Here is a 22,691-nt window from a genome sequence, read left to right on the forward strand (position 1 = left end):
CCTTTGGTTTTCAAATGGAAACAATCCATGAGCGAGATGGATGACCTGGCCGCGTTCGCCGTATTGATCGAAGCGGGAAGTTTCACCCTGGCGGCGCAGCAGCTCGGTTGCAGCAAAGGCCAGCTGTCCAAGCGCATCAGCCAGCTGGAAGCGCAGTTTTCCGTGGTGCTGTTGCAACGTACCACTCGCCGCTTGAGCCTGACCGCCGCTGGTGCTGCTTTGTTGCCCCAGGCCCAGGCGTTGGTGGTGCAAGTCGAGCGGGCACGCCAGGCCCTGGCGCGACTGAAGGACGACATGGCCGGACCGGTGCGGATGACGGTCCCGGTGTCGCTCGGGGAAACCTTCTTCGATGGCCTGTTGCTGGAGTTCTCGACCCAGTATCCCCAGGTGCAGATCGAGCTGGAGCTCAACAACAACTACCGCGACCTGTCCCGCGACGGCTTCGACCTGGCGATTCGCTCTGAGGTGGCCCTTGACCAGCGACTGGTGGCGCGCCCGTTGCTGGCGTGGCAGGAACTGACCTGTGCCAGCCCGGCTTATCTGAAGCAATACGGTGAACCACAAACACCCCAGGCGCTGGCCGAACATCGCTGCCTGCTCAACAGTCATTACAGCGGCCGCGAAGAATGGCTGTATCACCAGCAGCATGAATTGTTGCGGGTGCGGGTGTCGGGGCCGTTCGCCAGCAACCACTACAACCTGTTGAAGAAAGCCGCACTGGTTGGCGCCGGTATTGCGCGCCTGCCCTCCTACTGTTTGCCAGCGGAGCTGGCGGACGGGCGTTTGCGATGGCTGCTGCGCGACTATCAGACCCGCAGCATGCCGATGTACCTGGTGCATCCGTATCAGGGTGGTTTGCCCAAGCGTACGCAGGTGCTGGCGGATTATTTGATTGGCTGGTTCAAGCGCAGTGGGGAGGCGTTGGACAGACTATAAATCTTCACACGCACCTCCTGTGGGAGCCTGCTCGCGATGAACGTTAACGATGACGAGGGCTGACTGAATGAACGCGACGCCCTCCAGTTCTTCGCGAGCAGGCTCGCTCCCACATTGGATTTCCATTGCTGTTGGGGTTGTGGTGACCATAAAAAAACGGCCCGCAAAGGCCGTTTTTGTTCACCGCAAAGGCTCAACCACCGAGGTACGCTTCGCGCACTTTCGGGTCGGTCAGCAGCGCTTCACCAGTGCCTTGCATCACTACCCGGCCGTTCTCCAGAACGTAGGCGCGGTCAGCGATTTTCAGTGCCTGGTTGGCGTTTTGCTCGACCAGGAACACCGTCACACCGTCCTTGCGCAGCTGTTCGATGATGTCGAAGATCTGCTGGATGATGATCGGCGCCAGACCCAGCGACGGCTCGTCGAGCAGCAACAGCTTGGGCTTGCTCATCAGTGCACGGCCGATGGCGAGCATTTGCTGTTCGCCGCCGGACATGGTGCCGCCACGCTGGTTGAAACGCTCTTTCAGGCGTGGGAAAAGTCCGAGGACCTTGTCCATCTGTTCCTGATAGTCGCCCTTGGCGGTGAAGAAACCGCCCATCGACAGGTTTTCTTCCACGGTCAGCCGGGAAAACACCCGACGACCTTCCGGCACCACGGCAATGCTCTTGCGCATGATCTGCGAGGAGTCCTGGCCGACCAGTTCCTCACCCATGTAGCGGATGCTGCCACTGTGGGCCCGCGGCGAACCGCAAAGCGTCATCAGCAGCGTGGACTTGCCGGCACCGTTGGCGCCGATCAGGGTCACGATCTCGCCCTGGCGGACTTCGACGTTGACGCTGTGCAGGGCCTGGATCTTGCCGTAGAAGGTGGAAACGTTTTCGAACTGCAGCATTTACGCTTCCCCCAGGTAGGCTTTGATCACTTCAGGATTGTCGCGGATCTGTTCCGGCGTGCCGTTGGCCAGGGGCGTACCCTGGTTGATCACGACGATGTGGTCGGAAATGCTCATGACCAGTTTCATGTCGTGTTCGATCAGCAGGACGGTCACGTTGTGCTCTTCACGCAGCACACTGATCAGCGCCTTGAGGTCTTCGGTTTCCTTCGGGTTCAGGCCTGCGGCCGGTTCGTCGAGCATGAGGATCCGAGGACGGGTCATCATGCAGCGGGCGATTTCCAGGCGACGTTGCTGACCGTAGGCCAGGGTACCGGCCGGACGGTTGGCGAACTCACGCAGATTGACCTTGTCCAGCCAGTATTCGGCGTACTCCATGGCCTCGCGCTCGCTCTTGCGGAACGACGGGGTCTTGAACAGGCCGGACAGAAAGTTGGTGTTCAGGTGGCGATGCTGGGCGATCAAGAGGTTCTCGACCGCGGTCATGTCCTTGAACAACCGTACGTTCTGGAAGGTCCGCACTACGCCTTTGAGGGCGATCTTGTGACCCGGCAGGCCTTCGATCGGCTCGCCGTCCAGCAGGATGCTGCCGCCGCTTGGCTTGTAGAAGCCGGTCAGGCAGTTGAACACAGTGGTCTTGCCGGCGCCGTTAGGGCCGATCAATGCCACCACTTGTTTCTCTTTCACGCTCAAGGCCACGCCATTGACCGCCAGCAAGCCGCCGAAGCGCATGCTCAGGTTTTCTACTTTAAGGATCTCGCGGCTCATTTGCGCAGCTCCATGTGAGGACGTTGCATGGGCAGCAGACCCTGAGGGCGCCAGATCATCATCAGTACCATCAAGGCACCGAACATCAACATGCGGTACTCACTGAACTCACGCATCATTTCCGGCAGCAGGATCATCACCACGGCAGCCAGGATCACGCCCAACTGCGAGCCCATGCCACCGAGCACCACGATGGCGAGGATGATCGCCGACTCGATGAAGGTGAAGGACTCAGGCGTCACCAGGCCCTGGCGAGCGGCGAAGAAGCTGCCGGCGAAACCGGCGAAGCTCGCACCCAGGGTGAAGGCCGACAACTTGATGATGGTCGGGTTCAGGCCCAGCGCACGGCAGGCGATTTCGTCTTCACGCAACGCTTCCCAGGCACGGCCCAGCGGCATGCGCAGCAAACGGTTGATGACAAACAGCGCAGCCAGTGCCAGGAACAGGGCAACGAGGTAAAGGAAAATCACCTTGTTGATCGAGTTGTATTCCAGGCCGAAGTACTCATGGAAGGTTTGCAGGCCTTCCGCGGCCTTACGTTCGAAGGTCAGGCCGAAGAACGTCGGTTTCTCGATGTTGCTGATGCCGTTAGGACCGCCAGTGATGTCGGTCAGGTTGCGCAGGAACAGACGGATGATTTCACCGAAGCCCAGGGTCACGATCGCCAGATAGTCACCGCGCAGACGCAACACCGGGAAGCCCAGCAGGAAGCCGAAAGTGGCCGCCATCAGGCCGGCAATCGGCAGGCAGATCCAGAAGCTCAGACCGTAGTAGTGCGACAACAGCGCGTAGCTGTAGGCGCCGACGGCATAGAAACCGACGTAACCGAGGTCGAGCAGGCCGGCCAGGCCGACCACGATGTTCAGGCCGAGGCCGAGCATCACGTAGATCAGCACCAGGGTCGCGATATCCACCGCACCGCGGGAACCGAAGAACGGCCAGACCAGGGCACCGGCGATCAGCGCGATGATGATCCAGCGTTGCGTGGCCGGCAGGGTCAGGAAGTTGCTGGCCTTGGCCGGAATCAGCGGCATGCCTGGCGACGAACGCCAGGCCGAGCTGATCTGCTGGTCGAACAGCACACGCAGGAACATCAGCACCGAACACACGGCGATGGTGATCAGGGTGGCGTCGCTGGTGCCATGAACTTCGAGGTTGATGCCGACGATGGTCAGCTTCAGACCGAGTACCGGGTAGGCCACGGCCCACACCAGCAAGGCGCTGAACAGCGCCTGTTTAAGATTCCTAGTCATACCTTCTCAACCTCCGGACGGCCCAGCAGGCCGGTTGGCCGGAACAACAGCACCAGAACCAGCAGGCCGAACGCCACGACGTCCTTGTACTGGTCGCCGAAGATATCGGCACCAAAGGCTTCCGCCACACCCAAAACGAGCCCGCCGAGCATGGCGCCCGGAATGCTGCCGATACCGCCCAGTACCGCTGCGGTGAAGGCCTTGAGGCCGACCAGGAAACCGGCGTTCGGGTTGATCACGCCGTATTGCATGCTCAGCAGCACGGCCGCGATGGCCGCCAGCGCGGCACCGATGACGAAGGTCAGGGCGATGATGTTGTTGGTGTTGATACCCAGCAGGTTGGCCATCTTGATGTCTTCGGCGCAGGCACGGCAGGCGCGGCCCAGGCGAGAGCGGGAGATGAACAGCGTCAGGCCGAGCATGGCGACCAGGGTCACCACGAACACCACGATTTGCATGTAGGAAATCAGCACTTCGTGTGCGCCACCTGGGCCAAAGGCAATATTGCCCGGAATCAGGTTGGGAATGGATTTGTCCTTGGAGTCTTGCGCCAGCAGAACGGTGTTCTGCAGGAAGATCGACATGCCGATGGCGGAGATCAGCGGGATCAGACGGTTGCTGCCGCGCAAGGGGCGGTAGGCGATCCGTTCGATGCTGTAGCCATAGGCACTGGTGACAACGATGGTTGCAAGGAAAGCGGCGGTCATCAACAGCGGAACGCTGTCGAGTCCCAGCATGGCCAGCCCGGCGATGGCGATGAACGCCACGTAGGAGCCGATCATGTACACCTCGCCGTGGGCGAAGTTGATCATTCCAATGATGCCGTAGACCATCGTATAGCCGATGGCGATCAGGGCATACGTGCTGCCAATGGTCATGCCATTAACCAGCTGTTGGAAAAAGTGATAGATGTCAGGCATTACAGCGCTCCTAAAAACCTGATACGCATTTCACTGGTGGAGTCATTTTCCCGCCCGAGCCCCGTGGATCTGCATCCACTTCGAATTCGGGGTTTGCCAGCGAACCGCTGATGACGGTTTTGAGATTTTCAGGTGGGGAGACTGGCGGATCACGCCAGCGCGGCCCAAGTACGTTCGTAAAACAAAGCCCACGGCACGCCGTGGGCTTTATTGGCAGTCAGTCAGGCAACGCCTTACTGAGGCTTGGCTTCAGTTTTTGGTTTGCCGAAGTGCCACTCGTAAACCACAAATTTGAAGTCCTTCAGGTCACCTTTCTCGTCGAAGCTCAGGTCGCCGGTAGGGGTCTTGAAGGTGCCGGCGTGGATGGCTTCAGCCACTTTGGCGGAGTCTTCGGACTTGGCAGCCTTGATACCATCGGCAATCACGGTCACAGCCGAGTAGGCCGGGAACACGAATGGACCGCTCGGGTCTTCTTTCTTGGCTTTGAACGCATCAGCCAGGGCAACGTTGGCCGGATCCTGGTCGAAGGATTTCGGCAGGGTTACCAGCAGGCCTTCGGAAGCGTCTTTGGCGATCTGCGAAATGGAGTCGTTACCCACGCCTTCCGGACCCATGAACTTGGCTTTCAGGCCTTTTTCCTGAGATTGACGCAGGATCAGACCCAGCTCAGGGTGGTAGCCGCCGTAGTAGACGAAGTCGACGTTGGCTTGCTTGAGCTTGGCGATCATCGAGGAGAAGTCTTTGTCGCCGGCGTTGACGCCTTCGAACACGGCAACCTTGACGCCTTTGCCTTCCAGGGTTTTCTTCACGGCGCTGGCGATGCCTTCACCGTACTGCTGTTTGTCGTGCAGGACCGCAACGATTTTCGGTTTGACGAAGTCGGCGATGTAGTTACCGGCGGCAGGGCCCTGGGCGCTGTCCAGACCGATGGTACGGAAGACCATTTTGTAACCACGGGCGGTGATGTCCGGGCTGGTGGCAGCCGGGGTGATCATGATCACGCCTTCGTCTTCGTAGATGTCCGAAGCCGGTTGAGTGGAGCTGGAGCACAGGTGACCAACCACGAACTTGACGCCGTCGTTGACGACTTTGTTCGCGACCGCCACGGCTTGTTTTGGATCACAGGCGTCATCGTATTCAACGGCTTCGAGTTTCTTGCCGTCTACGCCGCCTTTGGCGTTGATCTGCTCGATGGCCATTTTGGCGCCACTGAACTGCATGTCGCCGTATTGGGCTACAGGACCGGTTTTAGGGCCGGCGATGCCGATCTTGATGGTGTCAGCTGCGAACGAATGGCTGGCAACTCCGGCCAGAACCATAGCGGCAAACAGTTTGGAAATCTGCTTAGTAGCCTTAGTCATAGTGCTCCACTCTTACTGTTGTAGTTTTTATAGTCCTGGCGCCGTTGGCAGCAGAACCGGGTCAGATATCTAAGACATCCCCCGGAAATGCCCCCCGGCAACTGTACCGGTACAGTGTAGAGCGCCGATTGTCAGCCTGGGAAGCTGGCGCCAGGGGGCAAAACTTGGGGGTGTCGCTATTTTGAAAGAAAAAGACAGAATTGCGGCGGAGATTTGAAGGGCTTATAGCCAGATTCCGTGCATTCCTTGGCTTTCCTGCTCTTTTCGTTCAGTGACACAAATTGCATCTGGGTTTTTCTGCCAGACCACCGACGTTATCATTGCGTCGATTTCTTTTCCGGACCGGACCCATGACTGAAGAACCTAGCACCCTCTATGCCAAGCTGCTTGGTGAAACCGCATCTATTACCTGGAAGGAACTGGAGCCGTTCTTTGCCAAGGGTGCCCTATTGTGGGTCGACCCGAGCCTGGATTTGATCGCCGCAGCAGAGGCCGTAGCGAGTGATGAAGGCGAGAAAGTGGCTGCCTGGCTGGCCGAAGACAAGCTCGCCAAGCTGTCTGAAACGCGGGCGCTGGATCTTTTTGAACGTGATCCGCAGTTGTGGGCCGTGGTTGTTTCGCCGTGGATTCTGATCCAGGAAAGGGCGCAGGTTTAAAAAATTGCACTGGCCTGGTGCGCTCCTTTCAGGCAGGAAAGTGTGTAGCCGAGTAGCGTGATGGCAGGTTGCCGTAGAGAAAGGCCACAGCCTAACGGTGACGTAAACGTAACGGGAACAGTTGGGAGAGCAGTTGAACGGCTGCTCAATTGTTTCTGGATGTTGAAGTGCGGTGATTTTGAGGCCGCCTTCGCGAGCAGGCTCGCTCCCACAGAGATCGCGGTCAACTGTGGGAGCGAGCCTGCTCGCGATGCGGGCGACGCGGTTTTGCGCCTTAGTAAGCAGTCTTGCCCGTATGGTTATTCAGCGAAATAACCTTGGTCTTGCCGATGCGGTGACGATAGATCTCGCGCAGGTACTTGATCGATTTCTTCACGCAGTCCCGGGACAGGCGGATGTCGTTGATCGAAACGAACTTGTCCTTGTCGTTGATCAGTTCACGGTACTTCTTCTCGTACATCGGCTTGATGGCGTACCAGTTGGTATCGAGGATCTTCGCCGGATTCTCGAATTCGTTGAGCAACTCGTCGATCCGGTCTTCATCGAACTGTTCGTTGATGATGAAGTCCAGGATCGAGTTATCCAGAGTCTCGTCGAAGCGGTACGGATTCTTCGCAAAGCAGCGCTTGATGAAGGCCACGATCAACGTCAGGAAATCGTCCGACAGGCACGGGCTCTTGGCGATCAGGGTGGTCAGGGACAGGTTGGCCGAGGCACCGATCACCAGCGCGTAGCGCTTGAGCGTGGTGTTGGGGAACAGGCTGTTGAGGTGGGTCTTCAACCGGTTCAGGTCCATGTAGGACAGCTTGTAGTCCTTCGGCAAGGAAACGATCGACACTACCGACGAGCAATTCTTGAAGAAGTGCAAGTCATGCAGGGCCGCCGCGTCGTAACCCGAGTTCTTGTACTGCTCCAGCGACGCGCGATAGCGCTTGGACTCGATCGGCAACAGGCTGATGCCTTCGATGGCCTGGGTGACCTTGTTGAAGTGCGGCAGGTCGATTGAACGGAAGAACAGGTCGTCGATGTTCAGGCGCTGCGGCTCTTTCTCGAACACCTTGAACTTGTCGCTGCTTGGCGGCGGGGTTTCCGGTACCACGGACTCGGCATAGGCAATCGCCACCGGTCCGGCCAGGCTCATGAACAGGTCGTTGGCGTCCAGGCGAATGGTTTCGCCGATGTCGATGCCAGCCCGACGGAAATAGTTCTGGTCGTAGTCGGTGGTGACTGCCTGCGCCGTCAGAATGTTGAATATCTGCTGCGAGATGTACTGGTTGGCGTGCTTTTCCATGGCATTGACATCAATGTTCTGGATATTGCCGTCATCGTTCTCTTCGGCGTAACGCATGATGTCGTTGGAAATCAGCATCATCGCGTTCCATGGGCGGATGCGACCCATGACGCTGGCTTCGCTGCTGTCTTCGTTGGCGAAGTTGTAGGAGAAGTCCCACTCTTCCGACAGGTATTTACACAGCAGGCGCCCGGCGTTGATGTGCAGTGCCTCGGACATTTCACTGCGGTGGTCGGAGATGTTCGGCAGTACACAGATGCCGCTGGTGAAGATCGGTTCGAAGACGAAGGAGTGGCCGCTCTTGCTGTCGTGCTCGTCCATCGGTTTGGTGTCGAACGTCTTGTTCATGTACGAGTGCTGCTGGGCCAGGCCGAATTCCGAGGCCATGCCGGAGCCGGTACCGCCACCGGCACTGAAGATCGAGAAATACAGGCGCGACTGGTTGGCCTTGATGCCGCAGCTGTCGATCAGGTACGAGTGAATCATTTTCCAGTCAGGGCTGGAGAAACGCTGGGTGTCCTTGTTCAGGATGATCTTGGCCAGGTACTGGCCGAGGATCGGCGCGTTACCGGCGCCACCGGCGTGGACTTCCGACAGGTCCATGATTTTCATCTTGCTGTAGTCGCGCAGGAAGCCGCTTTTCTCGCCCTTGCGCGAGAAGCGGATGCGTCCGGCGATGTCTTTGTCCAGGTCGCCAAGCATCACCAACGGCTCGACCAGAAACACCGGTTTGGTGTTCTTGTTCTGACCCAGGCGCAGGTTGTTGCGGATCCACTGGGCCGGGCTGTAGCCCTTTTCGGCAAAACGCTTGTCCGGTGACAGGCGATCTTCGTTGTTGAATTCGTTGAGGTAGAACTTGCGGGCGTTGTACACCAGTTCTGCCACGTCCAGCGCAATGTTCGAGCCGCAGCGGCCCAGGCCGATCAGGCACACCGAGGGGAATTCCTGCTCGCTGTGCTGCTCGCTGTCGCCTTCCAGATGCGGTGGGCGCGGGAACACCATGTCACGCAGGCCGTCGAGGTTGTCGAGGATGCGGTCGGTGTTGGTTTCGGTGAAGTAGAGGTATTGCTGGGTCGCCAACGGGCGGGATTGAATCAATGGCTTCGGTGATGACGGGCTGTTGGCCGCGGGGCTCAGCGTCAGATCGGTTATCGCAGTGGCCGGGTTGTTTTTAGAAGTCATTGTTCGCCATCTACCTGGGCTGATTGGTTGGCCGACTGACTGTCGTCGAACCGTCACGGAATAGAATCGCGTCTTTTTTCAGCGCGTACCTGGACCATGCCTTGGTCATTGGCTTGAGCATTGCTCTGGGGGAATCCTTTCCCAAGTCATGATGAATCGGCCAGTATTTGGCGATCTTTAATCAAAAGGAGGCTAAATGATGTCAACGCTACCTTCGCTGGGGTTTGCCGGGATCGGCCTGATGGGGTTGCCGATGTGCCGGCGACTGCTGGCCGCGGGTTATCCGCTGGCGGTATGGAATCGTAATCCGGACAAGTGCAAACCACTGGTCGAGGCTGGCGCACGCCAGGTCGCCAGCCCGGCCGAACTGTGTCAGCACGCTGACGTGGTGATGATGTGCCTGGCGGATACGGCGGTCGTTCGCGAGGTAGTGTTTGGCCCGGCAGGCATTGTCGAGGGGGCAAAAAAAGGCCAGCTGCTGGTGGACTTTTCCAGTCTGGAGCCTAACGCCACGCGGGAGATGGCCGCAGACCTCGCCGGTAGAGCCGGCATGGGCTGGCTCGATACGCCGGTGTCCGGTGGCGTGGTCGGTGCAGAAGCCGCAAGCCTGGCGATCATGGTCGGCGGTGACGCACAGGATCTGGAACGGGTCCGGCCTGTCCTGTTGAACCTGGGGCAACGTGTGACACACATGGGCGGTGTCGGGGCAGGACAGGTGACCAAGGCATGCAATCAGATGATCGTCGCCTGCAATGCATTGGTGATCGCCGAAGTGGTCGCGCTGGCGGAACGTTCCGGGGTTGATGCAAGCCTGATCGCCGAAGCGCTGGCCGGCGGCTTTGCCGATTCAAAACCCTTGCAGTTCCTGGCCCCGCAGATGGCTGAAAACCGTTTCGAACCGGTCAAGTGGCACGTGCGCACCTTGCTCAAGGATCTGGATGCCGCGGTGAAGTTTTCCCGTGAGCAGGGCTCGGCGACACCGATCAGCGGTCTGGCCGCGCAGTTGATGCGCCTGCACGGGAGTCAGGGTTTCCTTGAAAAAGATCCGTCTACATTAGTGCAGATGTACCGTGAGCCAGACCCAGCGCCGTGACCGTGTAGGCGTGCTTGCGCTGGTTGATTTCGTTCAGCACCGGGAGTAACTCGGTCAGCGGTACCGGCCGACTGAGCAAATAGCCCTGAACGAAGTCACAGCCATGGTCTTCCAGGAACTGGTATTGCTCGAAGGTTTCGACCCCTTCGGTGACCACTTGCAGTTGCAGGGTATGAGCCATGACGATAATGGCCTGGACAATTTCCATGTCCTGGGTCGCCTTGGGAATGTCCTGGATGAACGAGCGGTCGATTTTCAGGGTGTTGAGCGGCAAGCGCTTGAGGTAGGCCAGGGATGAATAGCCGGTGCCGAAGTCATCAATAGATAGCGATACGCCGAGGGCGCGTATCTGCCGCAGCAATACCAGTGTGTTGGCGATATTGCCCATCAAGGCGTTTTCTGTGACTTCCAGCTCCAGTTGGTGGGGCTCAACACCGGCGGCCCGCAACGCGTACTCGATCTCATCGGCCAGTTCTTCGCGCGCCAGGTTCAGGGGCGAACAATTCACGGCGATCTTGAGGTCTTCACAGCCTTGGCGCGACAGCTCGCCCAGATCCTCGCAGGCTTTGCGCAGCACCCAGTTATCCAGCTCGGCGATCAGGCCGTTGGCCTCGGCGATGGCGATAAAACGATCCGGCACGAGGAAACCGTGGACCGGGTGTTGCCAGCGGATCAAGGCTTCGAGCTTGCTGACCTGACCGGTCTTGAGGTCATAGATCGGCTGGTAATAGAGAATCAGGCCGGTGTCTTCACGCAACGCGTGGCGCAACTCCTCTTCCAGTTGCAGCTCAAGCGTTGCGCGGGTTTTCAGGTTGGCACTGAAAAAACTCAACCCGTTGCGGCCGCTGCCCTTGGACTGATACAGCGCGAGGTCGGCGTTCTTCAACAGTTCCTCACACGTCTTGCCGTCCTCCGGAAACAGGCTGATACCGATGCTGGTGGTCATCACCATGCGCCTGCCGGCCAGTTCGATGGGCTCCTTCATTTTCAGCATGATGCGTTGGGCCAACTTTAGCGCTTCGTCACGATCATGCAGGTCGATGAGCAGGCAGAACTCGTCGCCGCCAAAGCGTGCGACCACATCCTCGTGACTGCGAACCGAGCTCTTGATGTGCGCGGCAAGCACTTTGAGCAGTTCGTCTCCGGCATCGTGGCCAAGGCTGTCGTTGATCCGCTTGAAATGGTCGATGTCCAGGAACAGGACTGCCAGCATCCCGCCCTCGTTGGTTTTCTCGATGAGTTTTTCGGCGAAGATCTGGTTGAACCCGCGACGGTTGATCAGGTTGGTCAACGCGTCGTAGTGCGCCACCTGTTGCAGCGACATGCGCGCCTGGTCCAGTTGGCTGAGCAGGGAGTTGACCCGCTGCAGGTCGTGGTCCTTGTGTTGCAGTTTCTTGTCCGCCAGTGCCGCGCTGATGCTGCTCCCGATGATCAGCAAGGCGATGACTGTCACGGTCAGCGCCAGTTGCAGGTGGCTGTGTTCGCCGGTTTGCGCTGGCAGGCTGTCGCTGGGCAACACCAGATTGAAGGCGGCCATGGCCGTGAGGTGCATGCTCAGGATGCCTGCCCCAAGCAGCAGGCTGGCGCCGTATTTGAAGAGCTGATGCAGCATCCCGGCGCCGTTGCGCAGATACCATGCCAGCAACAAGGCTGCCAGCGCGGCACCGATCGCGATCGCGATGGAAAGGACGAACAGACCTGGATGGTAATAGACTGCGGCGCTGGAGTGCATGGCCGTCATGCCCACGTAATGCATGGTCGCGATACCCAGGCCGATCCCGATCGATGCCTTGAGGCACTGTCGAAAACTCAGCTCGGGAAGGCTTAGGGTATGCATGGCCAGCCACGCGGCGAGCAGCGCGATGGTTAGCGAGAACACCGTGACGGGCAGTTGGTAGTGAAGGTCGACAGGCGCCTGGAATGCCAGCATCCCGACGAAATGCATGGCCCAGATACCGCCCGCCAGGCAGCCGCTGCCCACCCAGCGCCAGCGCGTTTGGGACGCGGTTTTTTCCGCGTGGGCCACCCGCTCTGCCATGTCCAGTGTCGCGAAACAGCCGACACAGGCGACCAGATAAGCCAGCAGCACCAGAAAAGGGTCATGTGTGCAATTGAGTATGACCTGCCCACTCTCTGGTAGCTCGGTAATGAAATGCAGACCAAGCCACTCCATAGCACGCCCCATCGTTATTACTCAGGCCGGAGCAAGAGCGCCAGCGAATGTCATGGAGTATAGAGGGCATGGATGGAACGCAAGCGATGGTGGCACATTGGTATCAAATATTTTGACATTAACCTGATAGCGATTGGTGCTATTACTCAGGCCATTTGCTTCTGAGGCGTCTCGAACACCGGTTGCAGGGCCGGCAAGCCGAATGCGGCACGGGCCGCGTCGCAATCGGGATTGGCCTGACCATCGACCCATGAAGCGTCGAACTCGCGGCAGGTGCTGGAGCGTTTTTCGTAAATCGAGCACTGCACCGTACTGCCCACCTCTCCGACCAGGCTGGTGCAGCGCACGGGTTTGCAGCCGGTGCCGATCATCGCGACCCGGCTGGGGCTGATCTGCTCGACAAGCTCATCGGGTACCGTCCCCCCGGAGGAGGCGCACTCACCCCAGAAAAATGACACGCGAAAATGAGAACAGCAGGCACCGCAATTCAGACACGGACTGGCTTCGGACATGGGCGATTATCGTGAGAAGGAGTGGAGACACAGGGGGGAATCAAGGCCGCTATTCTAGGCTTCGGCAACGGCTTGGGAAGGGGGGACGAGAGGTATTTTTCATCGACCGGACGAGCTGCGAAACACCCACCCTGCGAAAGCTCCTACGGGTTGCGTCCCATGGGCAGGTATCAGTCTGGCGAATAATGAAAGACAGTTGTGGCCGGCCTGTCTAGATTACAAAGTCCGGGGGCAGTGACGCCCCAAAAACAATAAAAGAGACGGACCCATGCAGAACTCGACCCAAGCGGCCAATGCCTGGCGCATCCTGTTCCTGTTGTTCCTGGCCAACCTGTTCAATTTTTTCGACCGCACCATCCCGGCCATCATCATCGAGCCCATTCGCATGGAGTGGCACCTCAGTGATTTCCAGTTGGGGATCATCGGTACGGCATTCACCATCGTCTACGCCATTGCCGGCTTGCCGCTGGGGCGCATGGCCGATACAGGCTCGCGCAGCAAGCTGATGGGCTGGGGACTCGCGGTGTGGAGCGGGTTGACAGCCGTCAACGGCATGGTGGGCAGTTTCTGGAGCTTCCTGATCGTGCGCATGGGCGTCGGCATCGGCGAGGCCAGTTACGCGCCAGCCGCCAACTCGTTGATCGGCGATTTGTTTCCGGCTCACCGCCGGGCACGGGCCATGGGCATCTTCATGCTGGGGCTGCCGTTGGGGCTGTTGCTGGCATTCTTCACCATCGGCGCGATGGTCAAGGCCTTCGATAGCTGGCGCGCGCCATTCTTTATCGCGGCGGTGCCCGGGCTGGTCCTGGCGATTTTCATGTTTTTCATCAGGGAACCGAAACGCGGCGCCGCCGAGAGCGTTCAGGTGTCGCAGGAAAAGATCGATCGACCGATCCGTCGGGTCCTGGCCGTACCAACCTTCCTGTGGCTGGTGATGGCGGGCCTGTGTTTCAACTTCGCCACCTATGCCTGTAATTCGTTTCTGGTGCCGATGCTGCAACGCTACTTCCTCATGCCGTTGCAGGAAGCCGCAGTGGCGACCGGGGTTATTGTCGGTGTGACCGGCTTGGTCGGCCTGACCCTCGGTGGCTGGATCGCGGACAAGATTCACCAGCGGGTCGCTAACGGGCGGCTATTGTTTGCCGCCTTCAGCCTGGTGATTTCGACGGTCTGCACCGCGTGGGCGCTGCATTCCGGGCGAATCGAGATCGGTGTGTTCGTCGTCGTATTCAGTGTTGGCTGGCTGTTCGCCTACAACTTCTACACCTGCGTGTACACGGCGATTCAGGACGTGGTCGAACCGCGCTTGCGGGCGACGGCCATGGCGCTGTTCTTTGCCGGCTTGTACCTGTTGGGCGGTGGCCTGGGGCCGGTTGTGGTCGGGGCCTTGTCGGATCACTTTGCCCACACGGCGATGCTTGCCGCCGGCGCCGAGCAGATGACCGAAGCGTTCAAGGCGGTTGGCCTGCATGACGCGATGTACCTGATTCCGGTGGCGCTGTTGCTTACCGTGGTGTTTCTGTTCCTGGCTTCGCGGTGTTTTGTGCGCGATGCCAAGCGGATGAAGGAAGGGTTGGTGGCGGTGGGTGAGCCTGAAGGTTCTGTGGTGACTGCTTAACCGCCTTCGCGAGCAGGCTCGCTCCCACATGGGATCTTCAGTGCGCATGGGATCCCTGTGGGAGCGAGCCTGCTCGCGAAGGGGCCATGAGCATCACAACAAAAAACAGATAAACAAAAAAGGCCCGCATCGCTGCGGGCCTTCTTTTTATAGCGGTGGAGGAGAGTTGTTAACCCGCCACCAACACCCGAATCGCTTCCAGTCGCAGTGCAGCCTTGTCGAGCATGGCCAGGCCTTGCTCGCGTTGTTTGCGCAGGGCCACCAGTTCGCTGTCGCGCACGGTCGGGTTGACCGCTTGCAACGCGGTCAGGCGCGCCAGTTCTTCGTCGGTATCGGCGGCCAGGCGACGCTGCGCCTCGGCAACACGTTCAGTGTGGCGCGGCAGGATCTTCGCCTCACCGGCGTTGATACGCGGCGCCAGTTGGTCACGCTGGGCCTGGATGAACTTGTTGGCGCTGGCACGTGGCACGCTTTCGAGCTGGTCGTTCAAGGTTTCGAACGACACGCGGGCCGACAGGTCGTTGCCGTTGGTATCGAGCAGGCAGCGCAGGGCGGCCGGCGGCAGGTAGCGGCCCAATTGCAGCGAGCGCGGGGCAACCACTTCGCTGACATACAACAGTTCCAGCAACACGGTGCCCGGCTTCAGCGCCTTGTTCTTGATCAGCGCCACGGCGGTGTTGCCCATGGAACCGGACAGCACCAGATCCATGCCGCCCTGCACCATCGGGTGCTCCCAGGTAATGAATTGCATGTCTTCGCGAGACAGCGCCTGGTTGCGGTCGTAAGTGATGGTCACGCCTTCGTCGTCGCCCAGCGGGAAGCTGGCGTCGAGCATTTTTTCGCTCGGCTTGAGGATCAGGGCGTTTTCCGAATGGTCTTCGCTGTCGATGCCGAAGGCGTCAAACAGGGTTTCCATGTAGATCGGCAGCGCGAACTGGTCGTCCTGCTCAAGGATATCTTCCACCAGTGCATCGCCTTCGCCCGCGCCACCGGAGTTCAGCTCCAGCAAACGGTCACGGCCGGTGTGCAGCTCGGCTTCCAGGCGTTCACGCTCGGTACGGGCTTCGTCGATCAGCGCTTGCCACTCGCCATCGTCGGCTTCTTCGAGCAGCGGCAGCAGGCGCGGGCCGAACTGGTGCTGCAAGGCGTTGCCGGTCGGGCAGGTGTTGAGGAATGCGTTCAGCGCTTCGTGGTACCACTGGAACAGGCGCTCTTGCGGGCTGGTTTCCAGGTATGGCACGTGCAATTCGATGATGTGCTTCTGGCCGATCCGGTCCAGACGACCGATGCGTTGCTCCAGCAAGTCCGGGTGGGACGGCAGGTCGAACAGCACCAGGTGATGGGAGAACTGGAAGTTGCGGCCTTCACTGCCGATTTCCGAGCAGATCAGCACTTGCGCGCCAAACTCTTCGTCGGCGAAGTAGGCGGCGGCGCGGTCACGCTCGAGGATGTTCATGCCTTCGTGGAACACCGTGGCCGGGATGCCGGAACGCACGCGCAGGGCGTCTTCCAGGTCCATGGCGGTTTCGGCGTGGGCGCAGATCACCAGCACTTTGGTGCGCTTGAGCATCTTCAACTGGTCGATCAGCCACTCGACGCGCGGGTCGAATTTCCACCAGCGCTCTTCTTCGCTGGCGTCCGGCTGGGCCTGGAAGCTGACTTCCGGGTACAGCTCGGCGTGATCGCCCAGCGGCAGTTCGAGGTATTCGTCCGGGCACGGCAGCGGGTACGGATGCAGCTTGCGTTCCGGGAAGCCTTGCACGGCGGCGCGGGTGTTGCGGAACAGTACGCGGCCGGTGCCGTGACGGTCGAGCAATTCGCGCACCAGGCGCGCGCTGGCTTCGGTGTCGCCATCGTTGACGGCGGCCAGCAGGGCTTCGCCTTCGTTACCGAGGAAACCGTGGATGGTCTTGTGGGCTTGTGGCGACAGGCGTCCCTGATCCAGCAACTCCTGAACGGCTTCGGCCACCGGGCGATAGTTTTCGCTCTCGGCGCGGAAGGCTTGCAGGTCATGGAAACGGTTCGGGTCGAGCAGGCGCAGACGGGCGAAGTGGCTGTCCTGGCCCAGTTGTTCCGGGGTGGCGGTCAACAGCAGTACGCCAGGAATGGTTTCGGCGAGTTGCTCGACCAGCGAATATTCAGGGCTGACCTGATCTTCGTGCCACACCAGGTGGTGAGCCTCGTCGACCACCAGCAAGTCCCAGCCTGCCGCGAACAGCGCGTCCTGGGCTTTCTCGTCGTCCACCAGCCACTCAAGCGCGACCAGCGCGAGTTGGGTGTCTTCGAACGGGTTGCTGGCATCGCTTTCGATGAAACGCTCTTCGTCGAACAGCGCGACCTGCAGGTTGAAACGACGACGCATCTCGACCAGCCACTGGTGCTGCAGGTTCTCCGGAACCAGGATCAGCACACGGCTGGCGCGGCCCGAGAGCAACTGGCGATGGATCACCAGGCCGGCTTCGATGGTTTTACCCAGGCCCACTTCGTCGGCCAGCAGAACCCGCGGCGCGATACGGTCGGCGACTTCGCGGGCAATGTGCAACTGGTGCGCGATCGGTTGCGCACGCACGCCGCCCAGGCCCCAAAGGGAGGACTGCAACTGACGGCTGGTGTGTTCCAGAGTGTGATAACGCAGGGAGAACCAGGGCAGCGGGTCGATCTGGCCGGCGAACAGACGATCGCTGGCCAGGCGGAACTGGATGAAGTTCGACAGCTGGGTTTCCGGCAGGGTGACCACTTCGTTCTGCCCGTTGAGGCCGTGGTAAACCAGCAGGCCATCAATGTCATCGACCTCGCGGACGGTCAGCTTCCAGCCTTCGAAGTGAGTGATGGAGTCACCCGGCGAAAACCGCACGCGGGTCAGAGGCGCATTCCGTAGCGCGTACTGGCGGGTGTCGCCAGTGGCCGGGTAGAGCACGGTCAACAAGCGGCCGTCCTGTGCCAGAACGGTGCCTAAACCCAGCTCGGCTTCGCTGTCACTGATCCAGCGTTGCCCCGGTTGATACTGCTGCGCCATGCTGCCTGACTCCCACCTTGAAAAAGCCGGCTATCTTAACGGAATGAGGGCTTCAGGGCCAAAGGACTCTCAGAAAAACTCACAGTCAAACGTTAGCCCACCTGTGCATGACGCGCCGCTCAGTGCACTAATGAGTGCCAATTGGGTCACAGTTTGCGACCGATGGCTCAAGTCGCCATCCGCGCAGCCGACAGCCTGCTGACAGGAGACTGAAAACCATGCTGCCACCGATGCTTCCCTTGAGTGCCGTGCCGATCACTTCACAGACTGATCCGATCCGCCAGCGCCCGGATATTCCACCGGTGGTGCCGGTGCAGGAAAGCTCCAGTGAAAGCACCATCGACCTGCAAAAGCGCAATCCTGAAGAGGACGGGCTGGTGCTGCGCGAGGAGCAGCGCCGCAGGCAGGAGCAGGAACGGCGTCGCCATGAGGCTGATAATGATCCCGAGGCTCACCTGGCGATTCCCGGTGATGAACTCAATGCCGACAACACCGTGCCGGTGGCGCCGCTGATGGAAGATCAGCCGCGGCAGGGGTTGTGGGTCGACATCGAGATTTGAGCACACGGCTGGTCAGCGCGGCCGTCAGGCCGCATTATTGGCGCAGGGTTGCCGAACGCTACGGTGGCTGAAACTCATTTCAAGCGATGCACTGACTGCCATGAGCCAAGACGACAAACTGATTGACCTCAACGCGGAACGCGCCAAGCGTGTTCATGACCTCAATGACAAACGACTCAATGAAGTTCGCCAGGCGTTCGAACAAGCCATGCCGTTGGGCAAGGTGAAGAAAAAGCCGAAAAACAAACCGAAAAACAAACCGAAAAAACGCTGACCCTCCTCCCCGCATTCATTGATACGGGTCAAACTTTTCCCTTCCTCTTGCCCAGTCTCGGGTGACATTGATCCCGGTCAATATTCTCTCCTGCCCGTTTGGTTAACTTAGCCCTATCGCAACAGGGCAAGTGCAGGAGACGCGTCATGTTTTTCGACAACGTGGTGATCGCCGGAGTGCTGACTGTCAGCCTCATGTTTGTATTTTTTGCAGGTTTCGGACTTTTTATCTGGAAGGATTCGCACAAGCGGAAATAACCGTGGTTCTTTCTGGATGTAATGAGCACGCAAGGCATTTTGGGCAACTTCGGTTGCCCTTTTTTTTTGCCTGTAAAACTCTATCGATACACGCAAACCCTGTGGGAGCGAGCTTGCTCGCGATGAGGCCATAACATTCGGCATCTATATTGACTGCAAGGCCGCTATCGCGAGCAAGCTCGCTCCCACAATGACTTGTGGTGTGGCGAAAATGGCAATAAAAAAGGCGCGTTCCTTGCGGAGCGCGCCTTTTTTGGTTTGGCTGCCTGTCAGCTGCCAAGCGCCTTCGAAGCGAGCCAGAACAACCCGGCCGACAGGGCCACGGTGGCTGGCAGGGTCAATACCCAGGCCAACAGGATGGTTCTGACGGTGCCGCCTTGCAGGCCGCTTTTGTTGGCGACCATGGTGCCCGCCACGCCCGAAGACAGCACGTGGGTGGTGGAAACCGGCAGGCTGAAGATGTTCGCCATGCCGATCAGGCTGGCGGTGGTGATCTGCGCCGACATACCTTGAGAGTAAGTCATGCCTTGCTTGCCGATCTTCTCGCCAATGGTCAGTACCACGCGTTTCCAGCCGACCATGGTGCCCAGGCCCAGGGCCAGTGCAACCGCCAGAATCACCCAGAACGGAGCGTATTCGGTGGTAGTGGTCAGGTCTTTGCGCAACTTGTCCAGGTCAGCCTTTTCACGGGCCCCGAGAGTTGGCAACTTGCTGACTTTCTTCGCTGTATCGTCCAGGCAGAGCAGGTAGCGACGGACTTCGATGCGGCTTTCCGCCGACAGCGAGTGGTAGTCGGCTACACCCTTGAGGGTGCCGAGCAGGGCGGTAATGGTCGGTTCGGTCTGTTGCGGGTTGCAACGGAATTTCTCCGGCAAGTCGCCGTTCTGGCTCTTGCCCAGTGCCAGGAATTCGCCCAGGGTTTCGGAATTGCGCTGGTAGAACTGGCTCAGGTGCAGGGTCGCGTCGCGAGTCCGCTCGATCTGATAGGTCGTGCTGTTCAGGTCGAGGACGAACTGGGCCGGCACGATACCGATCAGGACCAGCATGATCAGGCCGATACCTTTCTGGCCATCGTTGGAACCGTGCACGAAACTCACGGCCATGGCCGAGATCACCAGTACCAGGCGATTCCAGAACGGCGGGTGTTTCTTGTCGTCGATCTTGCGGCGCTGTTCCGGCGTCTTGTGCATCTTCGACAGCGGGCGCCACCATTTAAGGCCGATCAGGATCAGCGCGGCGATCAGGAAACCGGCCATTGGCGAGAACACTAGTGACATGCCGATATCGATCGCCTTTTGCCAGTTCACCCCGTCGGCCAGCGGAATATCGGTGATCAGGGCGTTGGCCAGGCCGACACCGAGGATCGAACCGATCAGCGTGTGGGAGCTGGAAGCGGGAATACCGAAGTACCAGGTGCCCAGGTTCCAGGTAATGGCGGCGGCGAGCAATGAGAACACCATGGCCAGTCCGTGACCGGTGTTCACATTGATCAGCAGTTCTACCGGCAGCAGGTGGACGATGGCATACGCCACGCCGACCCCGCCCAGCAGCACGCCGAGGAAGTTGAACACCCCGGAGAAAAACACCGCCAGATGAGGCGGCATGGCTTTGGTGTAGATAACGGTGGCCACCGCGTTAGCGGTGTCATGAAAGCCGTTGATGAACTCGAAGGCGAGGACAAAGGCCAGGGCGAGCAAGAGGCTCACAAGCACCCAAGCATCCAGTCCGCTGAATAAATCGATCATGAAGGTTTTCTGACCCGGTCATAAGGGGGCGCGATTATGCCAGAAAAGACTGCTAATCAATGCACTAGCTGCTCATCGGTAACATTCTTCAACGAATTTTTTTGCCGCGGCACCCAAAGCCCAAGGGTTTTGCTGTGTTTTTTAACGTATTGATTTTTCTTGAAAAGATCGCCGCAGCAAGGGATTCGCCCCTCTGAAGGATGGGGTACGAATGCCTGTACGAAATATCTGAGAAATACATCAGATATCAAAATCTGCCTTCATCCGGGGGTGGGCAGTGGCCGCTGCCCGCTCGTAGCGGGCGCGCAAGGCGACCTCCATACATCCCGCTTTTAACAGGTGCAGAGGCAGTTCCTTGTAAGGATCAGGCCGAAGCAGTCATGGCTCTTCGGCTTTGAGTTCCTTTTCCATTTTTTCAAGTTCTTGCTGGAAAACCTGATCCTGAACGGTGGCGCGTTTACGCCAGGGTTTGCGTTCCGGTTCGGGTTGAGCGGCGTAAGTGGTGACTTCTCCGCCGTAAACTTCCTTGTAGCGTTGTTCCTGGCGCTCTAGTTCCGCGCGCAGTTCGTCTTTCGTCACAGTGCTACCTGATTGAGTTGGGATAAATTCTGGTGAAAACGCGCTGCATCAAATCGATTGATCACGTCCGTCGAATGGCAATGCCCGTCAAGGCATCGTTTTGGCAACAACCGGGATCAATACTTCCATGTCACAGGCGGCCACGGCACCAGAGATAAATAGCTGACGTAGCTTCAGTTTCCTGTTTCAGCAAGCGCACGGGCAAGGCGGTGCAATGCAGATCTGGCGCTTGCAACGGGCAACGGCGATGGAACATCGCATTGCCGGGCAGCAGGTCCGGCAAGTAAAAAAACCGGAGTGCTACTGAGTTGTATTATAGCGGCCTATTTGAAGAACACTATATCCAAAGAGTTAAAAGCGGGTCTTGGGGTGGGCAGTTTTGTTGTTCGAAACTTTACATTCCACTGGAACGTCGACTGATCCCTGATTGCTGCGATGCCTTTCTGACGCCATTAAGTCGAACAAGTTACGGTATTTAGAATGCCTCATTAAGGCCCAGGGGCGATCGGCTGTAAACGAGTTCGTGATTCAGCGAAAAACGGATATCAGCGCACCCGGTGATTGATACGGTGGATTGCGATTATCGGTCGAGCGTTCGATAATCGCCCGGAGTTGGCGGGCCGGGCTTGAGCGTCAGGCGGTAGCCCTTTGTAATAGTCGCTGATCCGAGTGGGTAAAAGGACCTTGTATGAACGATCAAATGCGCAATTCCTTCGCTTCAGTGGCTCCCCCCATCGTTGCCTCACCGGCCAAACGGATCCAGGCACTGACCGGCGACCCGGATTTCATGACGTCCCTGGCCCGTGGCCTGGCTGTGGTGCAGGCGTTCCAGGAGCGCAAACGGCACCTGACCATCGCCCAGATCAGCCACCGCACGGAAATTCCCCGCGCTGCCGTGCGCCGTTGCCTGCACACCCTGATCAAACTCGGCTACGCCACCACCGACGGCCGCACCTATTCGCTGCTGCCCAAAGTACTGACCCTCGGCCATGCCTATGTGTCATCAACGCCGCTGGCGGTGTCCGCCCAGCCTTATCTGGACCGCATGAGCGAACAGCTGCACGAGGCCTGCAACATGGCCACGCTGGAAGGTGATGACATTCTGTACATCGCCCGCTCCGCGACCACCCAGCGCCTGATTTCGGTGGACCTGTCGGTGGGTGGGCGCCTGCCGGCCTATTGCACGTCGATGGGACGGATCCTGCTGGCCGCACTGGATGACACGTCGCTGGGCGAATACCTGGACCACGCCGAACTGCAGGCCAAGACGAGTCGCACGATTCACACCCCCGAGGCATTGCTCGAATGCCTGCAAGAGGTGCGACAGCAAGGCTGGTGCATCGTCGACCAGGAGCTTGAGCAGGGGCTGCGCTCGATTGCCGTCCCGGTGTACGACGCCTCCGGCCAGGTGGTCGCGGCCCTCAATGTCAGCACCCACGCCGGGCGAGTCAGTCGTAACGAGCTGGAACAACGCTTCCTGCCCGGCCTGCTGAGTGCCAGCCGCGACCTCAGTACCCAACTGTTCACCTAAGCTGTTCGATAAACGCACAGAGTTGCGTTTGGCGAATTGACGCTGTTTCCTGTGGATCATTACTGTCGCGT

19 protein-coding genes are annotated in these 22,691 nt (G+C 59.1%); 8 read left to right on the top strand and 11 right to left on the bottom strand.

Annotated elements, in window-relative coordinates; genetic code table 11:
- Positions 1–27 precede the first annotated feature (27 nt).
- Positions 28–936 (top strand): LysR family transcriptional regulator, encoded by a 909-nt coding sequence (locus PPUTUW4_RS06050; protein ID WP_015093833.1) that lies wholly within the window; start codon positions 28–30, stop codon positions 934–936.
- 193 nt (positions 937–1,129) lie between these two features.
- Here the strand turns inward: PPUTUW4_RS06050 and PPUTUW4_RS06055 are convergent, their stop codons facing one another.
- From PPUTUW4_RS06055 to PPUTUW4_RS06075, 5 genes are all read right to left on the bottom strand, one after another.
- On the bottom strand, positions 1,130–1,831 hold the full coding sequence (locus PPUTUW4_RS06055) for an ABC transporter ATP-binding protein (protein ID WP_015093834.1): 702 nt from the start codon (positions 1,829–1,831) through the stop codon (positions 1,130–1,132).
- Positions 1,832–2,599 (bottom strand): high-affinity branched-chain amino acid ABC transporter ATP-binding protein LivG, encoded by a 768-nt coding sequence (gene livG / locus PPUTUW4_RS06060; protein WP_007976644.1) that lies wholly within the window; start codon positions 2,597–2,599, stop codon positions 1,832–1,834.
- Positions 2,596–3,852: a high-affinity branched-chain amino acid ABC transporter permease LivM gene (locus tag PPUTUW4_RS06065; RefSeq protein WP_015093835.1), complete on the bottom strand. Its 1,257-nt coding sequence runs from the start codon at positions 3,850–3,852 to the stop codon at positions 2,596–2,598. Before PPUTUW4_RS06065 ends, livG begins: the two co-directional genes overlap by 4 nt.
- Positions 3,849–4,772, bottom strand: coding sequence for a high-affinity branched-chain amino acid ABC transporter permease LivH (gene livH / locus PPUTUW4_RS06070; RefSeq protein WP_007976647.1), 924 nt, complete (start codon positions 4,770–4,772; stop codon positions 3,849–3,851). Before livH ends, PPUTUW4_RS06065 begins: the two co-directional genes overlap by 4 nt.
- Positions 4,773–5,005: 233 nt before the next feature.
- Positions 5,006–6,133 (bottom strand): branched-chain amino acid ABC transporter substrate-binding protein, encoded by a 1,128-nt coding sequence (locus tag PPUTUW4_RS06075; protein ID WP_015093836.1) that lies wholly within the window; start codon positions 6,131–6,133, stop codon positions 5,006–5,008.
- Positions 6,134–6,483: 350 nt separating this feature from the next.
- Here PPUTUW4_RS06075 and PPUTUW4_RS06080 point away from each other — a divergent pair, with 350 nt between their 5' ends.
- The gene (locus PPUTUW4_RS06080) at positions 6,484–6,789 is read left to right on the top strand and encodes a DUF2288 domain-containing protein (RefSeq protein ID WP_015093837.1); all 306 of its coding nucleotides are present in this window, start codon (positions 6,484–6,486) and stop codon (positions 6,787–6,789) included.
- A gap of 274 nt (positions 6,790–7,063) precedes the next feature.
- Here PPUTUW4_RS06080 and PPUTUW4_RS06085 read toward each other — a convergent pair whose 3' ends face one another.
- Positions 7,064–9,262, bottom strand: coding sequence for a hypothetical protein (locus PPUTUW4_RS06085; RefSeq protein WP_015093838.1), 2,199 nt, complete (start codon positions 9,260–9,262; stop codon positions 7,064–7,066).
- A gap of 196 nt (positions 9,263–9,458) precedes the next feature.
- Here PPUTUW4_RS06085 and PPUTUW4_RS06090 point away from each other — a divergent pair, with 196 nt between their 5' ends.
- Positions 9,459–10,355, top strand: a complete 897-nt coding sequence (locus PPUTUW4_RS06090) for an NAD(P)-dependent oxidoreductase (RefSeq protein WP_015093839.1) — start codon at positions 9,459–9,461, stop codon at positions 10,353–10,355.
- On the opposite strand, the gene PPUTUW4_RS06095 is transcribed toward PPUTUW4_RS06090, so the two are convergent.
- Positions 10,312–12,528: a bifunctional diguanylate cyclase/phosphodiesterase gene (locus PPUTUW4_RS06095; protein WP_015093840.1), complete on the bottom strand. Its 2,217-nt coding sequence runs from the start codon at positions 12,526–12,528 to the stop codon at positions 10,312–10,314. The genes PPUTUW4_RS06090 and PPUTUW4_RS06095 overlap by 44 nt on opposite strands.
- A 146-nt stretch (positions 12,529–12,674) precedes the next feature.
- Positions 12,675–13,040, bottom strand: coding sequence for a YkgJ family cysteine cluster protein (locus PPUTUW4_RS06100; RefSeq protein WP_015093841.1), 366 nt, complete (start codon positions 13,038–13,040; stop codon positions 12,675–12,677).
- A gap of 268 nt (positions 13,041–13,308) precedes the next feature.
- Here PPUTUW4_RS06100 and PPUTUW4_RS06105 point away from each other — a divergent pair, with 268 nt between their 5' ends.
- The gene (locus PPUTUW4_RS06105) at positions 13,309–14,658 is read left to right on the top strand and encodes an MFS transporter (RefSeq protein ID WP_015093842.1); all 1,350 of its coding nucleotides are present in this window, start codon (positions 13,309–13,311) and stop codon (positions 14,656–14,658) included.
- A gap of 169 nt (positions 14,659–14,827) precedes the next feature.
- Here the strand turns inward: PPUTUW4_RS06105 and rapA are convergent, their stop codons facing one another.
- Positions 14,828–17,674: an RNA polymerase-associated protein RapA gene (gene rapA / locus PPUTUW4_RS06110; protein WP_015093843.1), complete on the bottom strand. Its 2,847-nt coding sequence runs from the start codon at positions 17,672–17,674 to the stop codon at positions 14,828–14,830.
- Positions 17,675–17,892: 218 nt separating this feature from the next.
- Here rapA and PPUTUW4_RS06115 point away from each other — a divergent pair, with 218 nt between their 5' ends.
- The 3 genes from PPUTUW4_RS06115 (at position 17,893) to ccoM (ending at position 18,765) form a co-directional block, all read left to right on the top strand.
- On the top strand, positions 17,893–18,234 hold the full coding sequence (locus PPUTUW4_RS06115) for a hypothetical protein (RefSeq protein WP_008054180.1): 342 nt from the start codon (positions 17,893–17,895) through the stop codon (positions 18,232–18,234).
- A gap of 100 nt (positions 18,235–18,334) precedes the next feature.
- A complete protein-coding gene (locus PPUTUW4_RS30010) occupies positions 18,335–18,508 on the top strand; it encodes a hypothetical protein (protein WP_015093844.1) in 174 nt (57 codons plus the stop codon).
- A gap of 146 nt (positions 18,509–18,654) precedes the next feature.
- Entirely contained in the window at positions 18,655–18,765 is a 111-nt protein-coding gene (gene ccoM / locus PPUTUW4_RS30595; protein WP_007976669.1) for a cytochrome c oxidase subunit CcoM, read from the top strand.
- 269 nt (positions 18,766–19,034) lie between these two features.
- Here the strand turns inward: ccoM and PPUTUW4_RS06125 are convergent, their stop codons facing one another.
- Positions 19,035–20,510, bottom strand: a complete 1,476-nt coding sequence (locus tag PPUTUW4_RS06125; RefSeq protein WP_015093845.1) for an inorganic phosphate transporter — start codon at positions 20,508–20,510, stop codon at positions 19,035–19,037.
- Positions 20,511–20,888: 378 nt separating this feature from the next.
- Complete coding sequence (locus PPUTUW4_RS06130) at positions 20,889–21,089, bottom strand: hypothetical protein (protein ID WP_007976673.1); 201 nt, start codon at positions 21,087–21,089, stop codon at positions 20,889–20,891.
- A 688-nt stretch (positions 21,090–21,777) separates the two neighbouring features.
- On the opposite strand from PPUTUW4_RS06130, the gene pcaR reads away from it, so the two are divergent.
- Positions 21,778–22,620 (top strand): pca regulon transcriptional regulator PcaR, encoded by an 843-nt coding sequence (gene pcaR / locus PPUTUW4_RS06135; protein ID WP_007986334.1) that lies wholly within the window; start codon positions 21,778–21,780, stop codon positions 22,618–22,620.
- Positions 22,621–22,691: the final 71 nt, after the last annotated feature.

Origin of the sequence: Pseudomonas sp. UW4 (genome assembly GCF_000316175.1) — a bacterium.
Lineage (GTDB): Bacteria > Pseudomonadota > Gammaproteobacteria > Pseudomonadales > Pseudomonadaceae > Aquipseudomonas > Aquipseudomonas laurylsulfatiphila.